A 7,069-nucleotide genomic window follows, 5' to 3' on the forward strand; every position below is an offset into this window, starting at 1 on the left:
GGCTATTAAGAATTTCTAACCAACTAGTTAACCCTCTTTATATCAAGGTGTTTGCTATCTAAAATTATAATGTATAATGCGAATTGTATACTTCATATTCTTTCTTTTGAATAGCTTTTTGTTGATGGCTCAATCTTCGACACCAATTCTTGTTAGTTACGAACTAGTAAGAACTTACACAAAGGAGGCTTTGCAGCAAAAATGGAAAGAACAAGGAGTGCCACAAGCAGTTGCCCCTGTTCGCTATAGCATAGATGTTTATGAAATTATCTATAGAACAAAGTGGCATGATGGCAGTACCATCCAAGCTTCTGGTTTGTATTTTGTGCCAATAGATACTACAAAAGAGGAGCGTATGCCTATGGTTTGTTATCATCATGGTACGCAAATTAAAAGAGACCGAAAGGTGCGATTGGGAGGGGAACAAGCTATCTGTGTTGGATTTGCAGCGGATGGCTATTTAGTTGCTCGTCCTGACTACATCGGTTTAGGTAAAGGAGAGAAGAAGCACTTATACCATCATGTGCCAACCCAAAGCGGTGCTTCTATGGATTTGCTTCGAGCAATAAAAGAGCTAAATCCTAGAATTGGTGTTGTGCAAAATGATTTATTGTTTGCAACAGGATATTCTCAAGGAGGTCATGCTACTATGGGATTTCATAAAACGGTGCAAGAAGCTTATAGTGATGAGTTTAAAATTACAGCTTCAGCTCCTATGTCGGGGGCATATGACTTGGCTGGTGTACAAGAAGAAACTATGTTCAAAGAGTATTCACATCCTGGTTATCTGCCTTATTTGTTCTTTTCCTTTCAGGAAGTGTATGGTTTTTATGAGAATATTTCGGAAATTTTTAAAGCGCCATATGATACAATTTTACCGCCTTTATACAAGGGAAAACATTCCATGGGATATATTAATCGATTGATTCCTAGTGTCCCTAAGGATGTAATTCGCCCTGAAGTTGTAGAGCAATATTTAGCAAACGATGATTTCCCATTTAAAAAAGCATTAAGAGAAAATAGCGTACACGACTGGAAACCAGAACAACCTGTATTACTTTGTTACTGCCAAGCAGATGAACAGGTAAGTTATAAAAATTCTTTGGTGGCTTATGAACAAATGAAGGCTAATGGTAGTGAATTGGTGCGTATCAAGCATGTTAACAAGCATCTTGGGCACAACGATTGTGCTATGTTTGCGGTCATGCATACCAAAATGTTTTTTGATAGTTTCCGAAAGGGAAGCAAAAAGGGAAATGCGGGACCTTTGACAAAACGTTTTTTAATTGGAATAGGAAAGTCTAGCGTTGCTAAAAAAGCCAAAAAACGTCGTAGATTAAGAGCAAAAGCTTTGGCTACTCAAGAGTGAGTTGGATAATAGAAGGGAGCATTAACAACAATGAATACTCAAAGAACGGAAATTATCAAGTGATGAAACTAGTGCTTAGAATATCTTTATTTTGTTTAATAATTGTAGGGATTCTTGTGTGTAACAAAAAATAAACAAATGGCTAATAAAGAGATAGATATGCTTTAAGATAGTTTTCTTTATGGACTTCAATAGTGTTGATATTAAGAGAAATAAAAGTAGTAAAACCAAAGTAGTTTGCTAGAAAACATTAACTTTGCGGGATAAATAATCCTTAAACAAAAAACCACATGATCCGATTCTTTTTGCTTTTGTTATGCTTTGCAAGCTATTATAACACTTACAGCCAAATCCCAGGATATCAAGGAAAGCGCTTTTTTGTAGAAGTAGGCACTTCTTTTTGGTTTAATTCGTTTAATCCTAGAGCCAATAACGTAGGACCCAATGCCTTTCCAAGTGACGATACAAGGCAGTTTACCTTACAAGAGCATTATTTTTTGAAACCAAGTTACGTTCTATCTCGAAAAATTCTATTTTCGTTAGAATACGAATACTCTAAAACGGGGCTACACATTAGAAACAATCCAGAAGTTTATGATTATAATAAAGATGTAGGAGCAATTACTCCCAGTCGGTTGATTTATGGTTTAATGGATCAGCACAGTTTATTTTATCATTTGTATGCCCATAAAATCAATTTTTCGTTTAGTCATTATTTTAAACCGAATGCCAATTTAGCACCATTGGGTTGGTATGCCGAATGGGGAGTAGATGCTGTCTTTGCACAAGGAGTCTTATTAGATCAGAAAGTTACTTATGGTCATGATGCCAATTTTAATGGAAATAAACCCTCTAAAGAATATACCAATCCGACTGGAATTAATGCTGAGCAGGTAGCTTTCTTATTGGGAGTGCACGGAGGAATAGGTTATCGAACTATTATAGCGAATCGAATTGTTTTTAGTGGCGCGTTGAGAATGACATTATTTCCTCAAATGTGGTCGATAGATACCGTTCAAATCAATTCAGCAGAAAGGGAGCAACGGTATGCCGATCGAAATAACATCAACTATAGACGCCGAGTTTATCAGCGGGTACAAGCACATTATTATCTAAATGTAGTGATTGGAATTGGAGTACTGCTCTTTTAAACCTAAAACATATGAAAAAGCAATTCATTTTATTAGTTGTAATGGCATTGTTGTTACACAATTGTCAAAAGTACGAAGCACAATATGGAATAGAAACCGCAGAAGAAACGGTTTTAGGAGGAAATACGTACGAAATTGCCTACTGCACAGAAGAGGGCGTATTTCTGTTGACAGGAAATATGAAGCGTGCTAAGAAAGTAGTTTCTTTTGCCAATAAATTATATCCTGAAGCCAAGCATGTTGCCTTGAGTATTCAAAAAGATAGAGTCGCTTATATTGACCCTGATACTCGAACTCCTGTTATTGTTGATACGATGGGAAATGTATTAGAGGAGTTGACACAGTATACCAATACAAATGATTTAGGTTGGCATAATGGAGATAGAACGCTGTACATTCTCGCTAACAATCAAGTTCATTTTTATGGAGAGGCACTTAGTTTGCCGAATGCATTATTTGTACAGCCTCCATCAAGCTATGATTATGAAGTGACGAGTTTAGATATTAATGATGATTTGGATGTTGCTTATGGAGCTATTTATTACAAAGCTTCGGGAAGCTATAGAAATTGGTATTATAGTTATCATTACAATTACAAAGCACCTAACAAAACAGATGAGTCGCATGTAAATTCGTATGGTTCTTATCATTTCTTTCAAAACGTAGGAGCAGATACCAAGCGATTTTATCATACCATCCGCTTTTCTGAGCCCGAATATAGCTATACCAATAGAGATGCAGTCGTAATAGTTTATGGTCTCCGAACCCAATCAGAAGAGAGGTTTGATAGAGATTATATCCTTAGAAAAAATAATTTCGAATTAAGTGTAAGAGCAGAAGGCTCATTGTTTAAAAAGCCATTTCAAAATTATTCGAATAACTTTATAGCAACTATTTGGAGCATAGATCTTGACTACGATGAACCTATGTATGTAGATTGGGCAATTGGATTTTAGAAAATATATAGAGCACATTCTTCCATAAATGCTTTCATTTTACTGGACCGTGTTCTTAGCCCCTGTATTCAAAGTTTTGCATAAATACCTTGTCATTACTTGACTTAAGAATTAGTTGCTGCTTTGATTTTGGATTGTTTAGAACTTGCATAATGCGTTCCACTTGCCCTTCAGGAATAGCAAATTCAACATTAAAATTTTTGATGTGGGAGGGTTGGACAATTTCACTAGAGTGGTGTGGTGCATAACTCCCTTTGGTTCCCCAAATTTTAACGGCAGGGCATTCACAATCTTTGTGTTGAGATAAGGCAATTATAATGCTATAATCTACGATAGCAATTGGTCGTTTTCCTGCATTTTCTACGGTAAATTTGATGGTGATAATATTTTCAATAGGTAAAATAGATAGTTTGAACACATCTGTAAAAACCCTATAGTCTGGTTCAATGTTTTTTCTATCGTAATACATCAAATCAACATCGTACTTAGTGGCAGAGAAAGTTCCTGTATTCTTGCGAACAAAAACCTTTTGATGGTATTCTTTTTTGACCTTATTGTTTTTGGTAAATGTTTGATAGTTACGAATAAAAAAAGGCTTTTCCCAAGCAGGAGGAATGTGCAGCACACTCAAAGGGTGTCCATCAATCATAATATCATAACTATTCAGTTCAAATAAATGGCTGATGCGTTTGATAATAATTTTATTGAGTTCATTGGTATCTTTTAAACCACAATCCTCAAACTTTACCTCCTTGAATAGTTTGCGTCGATCGTCAAAGCCAATGACGATAAAGCCATCTAAACCATAGGTGTTCGCCATGGCAGAAGTATCTTTAAGAAACTCATTGATGCCTTTGAGGCTAGTGAGGTCATACCACTCGTATTTAAAATCAAATTTGAGGCTTTCTTTATCTAGGTTGAGAAGGGCATGTTCTAAATGCTCGTGCACAATGGAATGAATCCGATCAATGTCCAACATAATCGTATTTGGGATATTTATGGTTAGAAAAGTAGGCAATTTGAAGATACTGTATAGGTTTCAAATTGCCAAACGATATTATTCTTCAACAGGAATTTTGATCTGATAAGTCTTTTTATACTTGTTGGTTAAAGATGTGTTGCGCAACCATGGATTGTATATTTTAAGCATCCTGTAAGTTGTTTTATGCTCTTTGGCAAATTCTGCAAAACTAGCGACACTACCTTTGACGGTTACGGTTTTGAATTTAGGCATAGGAGGGTATAAGTCCTTAGGTTCCAAATGAAAACCATATTTAGTTGGATGTTGCATAATCTCTTTAATGGCCATGATTCTCAGCACATATCTTGATGTTTCAGAGTTTAAATGGAGGTCAAAATAAGCAGAACCTCCTTGTTCTCGTATGCGCTTTCTCAAACCACCTTTTCCCATGTTGTAAGAAGCAGCGGCAAGCGTCCAACTTCCAAAGTCATTGTACGCCTCTTTTAAGTATTTACAAGCGGCAACAGTTGCTTTTTCTAGGTGGTAACGCTCATCAACCTCGCTATTCACTTCTAAACCTCTTTCTTTGGCACTGCCTGACATAAACTGCCAGAATCCTCTAGCACCAGCAGGTGAAACGGCATTAGAAAGTGCTGATTCGGCTACTGCCAAATATTTCACATCATCAGGAATTCCATTGGCTTTTAGTATCGGCTCTATAATAGGGAAGTAACGATTGGCTTTTTTGAAGAATAAAAAAGTAGCAGAGTGGCGAAAACAGTTAGAAATTAACTCACGATCAAAACGTTCTTTGGCATCAAAATTATCCATTGGTAGATCTTCTCCAGCAAAATCAACCGATGTTGGCATTTCAGGAGCGTGTACTTCCTGTGCTGGATGATTAGGTTTGGGGGCTGCTTCAGTCGTTGTTGTGGTAGAACCATTGTTAGGGATGGTCATAGAACCATTTCCAGAACTATCAGGTTTTGTATAAGACGTTAACATTATAATTGTAATAACCGTAGCGGCTCCAAGCCCATAAAAAATCAAGTTCTTTAGTTGTTGCATATTTGTTTCTAATTAATAGCTAAGAATTAACGCTAGATGGACTTGCTCTTGTAAGTCTATCTAAGGTCCTTTATAATCGTCTTATCTGGTTCTTGTCTTATTGTATATAGAAATTGTTCATGCTGCTACTTGTGATCATTAAAATGACGGAGAGTAGCAGCACAGCCAACTGTTTATTTTTATAGTCTACTTCTTTTTGTATAGAGGAACCATAGAACAAGGCTCTCCATACATGATTTTTTTAGCAACAGGAGTTAACAATCTTGCTAACTCAGTATAGGCTGAAATCGGCACGGGTTTTTCGCTACAGCCCTTTATGACAATTCGTTGATCTTGATACGCTTCTAAATCAAGTGTCGCAAGGGTTTTGTTGTAATGAGCAACTACAAAATCGGCTTCGTTGCCATGAACAATTGCTTTGGCATAAGGAGCCGCATGAACCGTTGCCAATTGGTAAGCCCAAATAGGTACAATAGCATCGGTAGAACAATAAATAGCTAAGTTTTTGCCCGTATATTGTGCCCAATCATGCTCTGCGACTACTGCTCTAAAGTCTTTTTCACGAAGAATAAGACCTTTGAATAAATAGTCCTTAATATCAAAAACAAGAATTTCTTCTTGAGGGTAGTAATTTTCTAAGTTAATAGTAATGATACCACTTTTGGCGACTCTATTAACCAATGGTTTATCTTTCATTGAACGATTTTTATAATTTTTTGAGTTTGATTTTGACAAGGCAATGCATTTAAAATAAGATAAATATGTTTTGCCCAATCTGAATATTTATAGTGTTAATAAATAGGTTACTAATACTATAATACCAATCAATCGAATAAGTGTTGCGTATTTTGGATTTTTTAAGAAAAAGCTAACAATAAAAGGAATTGCTGCTTCTGCAAAGATAATAATATCATGCAATAATTCCATCCATTTGGGATAAGCTAGAAGTTCCATAAGGTGAACAAACAACAGAATAAACGAAATTGCCAAGGCAATACCAAATAGTGCTTTGCCCTCAGTACTAGAGGGTTCGCTTTGCTCCAATTGAATTTTTAGTCGTTCAATAGTAGCGTCATAATCTTTGGGTAGTTCTTTGGACGTTCCTTTAAAGTAGGGTAGTTCTCGATGGGCGTCTTTTACGATTTCATTGGGGGTGTGTTGTTCTTCTGGATTATTTTCCATAGCGTTATTGTGGCTCATTTTAGTCGTTCGTTAGTAATTCGATTAATTTTGTATTGTTAACGGATTATTAGATACCAAGCTATTTTATCAAGTTGCAAAAATGTTGAATGGTTCAACATTAATTTCTTAGTTAGAATAACCCGTTATCATACTATATATATGAACGTTTAAAATTGCTATAATATACATTAATAGTCTGTTGGGAAAATGTATGAAGAGGATAGTATTTTTGTGTTTTGAAAATTTCTAAACTATTAAGGATATAATATGTGCAAAACATTGAGCCCAATATTGGAATGAGGGTTGTGTTGTTAAATGTATGATGGAAGTTCATTGAAATAAAAGACAAAAATTTTAAACAAATGCCATTGATACTTAAGTT

Annotated in this window: 7 protein-coding genes; 3 read left to right on the top strand and 4 right to left on the bottom strand. The window is 35.7% G+C overall.

What is annotated here, in order from left to right; all coding sequences use genetic code 11:
• Window positions 1–76 precede the first annotated feature (76 nt).
• The 3 genes from CG11_RS25885 (at window position 77) to CG11_RS25895 (ending at window position 3,476) form a co-directional block, all read left to right on the top strand.
• Window positions 77–1,369 carry a S9 family peptidase gene (locus tag CG11_RS25885; protein ID WP_052599876.1) on the top strand — a complete coding sequence of 431 codons (1,293 nt, stop codon included), beginning with the start codon at window positions 77–79 and terminating at the stop codon, window positions 1,367–1,369.
• Between the two features lie 290 nt (window positions 1,370–1,659).
• Window positions 1,660–2,520 carry a hypothetical protein gene (locus tag CG11_RS25890; RefSeq protein ID WP_052599877.1) on the top strand — a complete coding sequence of 287 codons (861 nt, stop codon included), beginning with the start codon at window positions 1,660–1,662 and terminating at the stop codon, window positions 2,518–2,520.
• A gap of 11 nt (window positions 2,521–2,531) precedes the next feature.
• A complete protein-coding gene (locus CG11_RS25895) occupies window positions 2,532–3,476 on the top strand; it encodes a hypothetical protein (RefSeq protein WP_052599878.1) in 945 nt (314 codons plus the stop codon).
• Window positions 3,477–3,531: 55 nt separating this feature from the next.
• Here CG11_RS25895 and CG11_RS25900 read toward each other — a convergent pair whose 3' ends face one another.
• The 4 genes from CG11_RS25900 to CG11_RS25915 all read right to left on the bottom strand — a co-directional run bounded on the left by CG11_RS25900 (window position 3,532) and on the right by CG11_RS25915 (window position 6,705).
• Window positions 3,532–4,455, bottom strand: coding sequence for a helix-turn-helix domain-containing protein (locus tag CG11_RS25900; protein WP_052599879.1), 924 nt, complete (start codon window positions 4,453–4,455; stop codon window positions 3,532–3,534).
• A 78-nt stretch (window positions 4,456–4,533) separates the two neighbouring features.
• Window positions 4,534–5,505: a lytic transglycosylase domain-containing protein gene (locus CG11_RS25905; RefSeq protein WP_052599880.1), complete on the bottom strand. Its 972-nt coding sequence runs from the start codon at window positions 5,503–5,505 to the stop codon at window positions 4,534–4,536.
• A gap of 186 nt (window positions 5,506–5,691) precedes the next feature.
• Complete coding sequence (locus tag CG11_RS25910) at window positions 5,692–6,201, bottom strand: DUF2480 family protein (RefSeq protein WP_052599881.1); 510 nt, start codon at window positions 6,199–6,201, stop codon at window positions 5,692–5,694.
• A gap of 87 nt (window positions 6,202–6,288) precedes the next feature.
• Window positions 6,289–6,705 (bottom strand): hypothetical protein, encoded by a 417-nt coding sequence (locus CG11_RS25915; RefSeq protein ID WP_052599882.1) that lies wholly within the window; start codon window positions 6,703–6,705, stop codon window positions 6,289–6,291.
• Between the last annotated feature and the right edge of the window lie 364 nt (window positions 6,706–7,069).

This window comes from Aureispira sp. CCB-QB1 (genome assembly GCF_000724545.1).
Classification (GTDB): domain Bacteria; phylum Bacteroidota; class Bacteroidia; order Chitinophagales; family Saprospiraceae; genus Aureispira.